Below are 341 nucleotides of genomic sequence, written 5' to 3'. Positions count from 1 at the left end.
CTGGATGCCGATCCCGACGCGCTGGCACCCGCGTTGGAAGGGGTGCGGATCTTCGCTGGCTACTCGGGGTGGACCACCGGCCAACTCGAGGGAGAGATCGAGCGCGACGATTGGATCGTGCTGTCGGCGTTGCCCTCGGATGTCCTCGTCGAACCGAGGGTGGATCTGTGGGCTCGGGTGTTGCGGCGTCAGCCACTACCGCTGTCGCTGCTGGCGACCCACCCGATCGATCTGAGCCTGAACTAGCTCAGCCGCAGATGGAGCGGCCCGACGGGTCGGCGCCGGTCAGCGAGCACGAACCGCACGAGCCTGCGCAGCCGCCGCCCGCTTCACGGCGAGCG

At 68.9% G+C, this 341-nt stretch carries 1 protein-coding gene; it reads left to right on the top strand.

The genetic code is table 11. From position 1 onward, the window contains the following. Positions 1-246: YqgE/AlgH family protein (locus H7I41_RS15620; RefSeq protein ID WP_264013518.1), on the top strand; the 246-nt coding region annotated here is incomplete at its 5' end. Between the last annotated feature and the right edge of the window lie 95 nt (positions 247-341).

Source organism: [Mycobacterium] manitobense (genome assembly GCF_025821665.1).
Classification (GTDB): domain Bacteria; phylum Actinomycetota; class Actinomycetes; order Mycobacteriales; family Mycobacteriaceae; genus Mycobacterium; species Mycobacterium arseniciresistens.
Note: the sequence above shows the minus strand (reverse complement) of the source record. Positions and strands in the feature narration are given on the sequence as shown.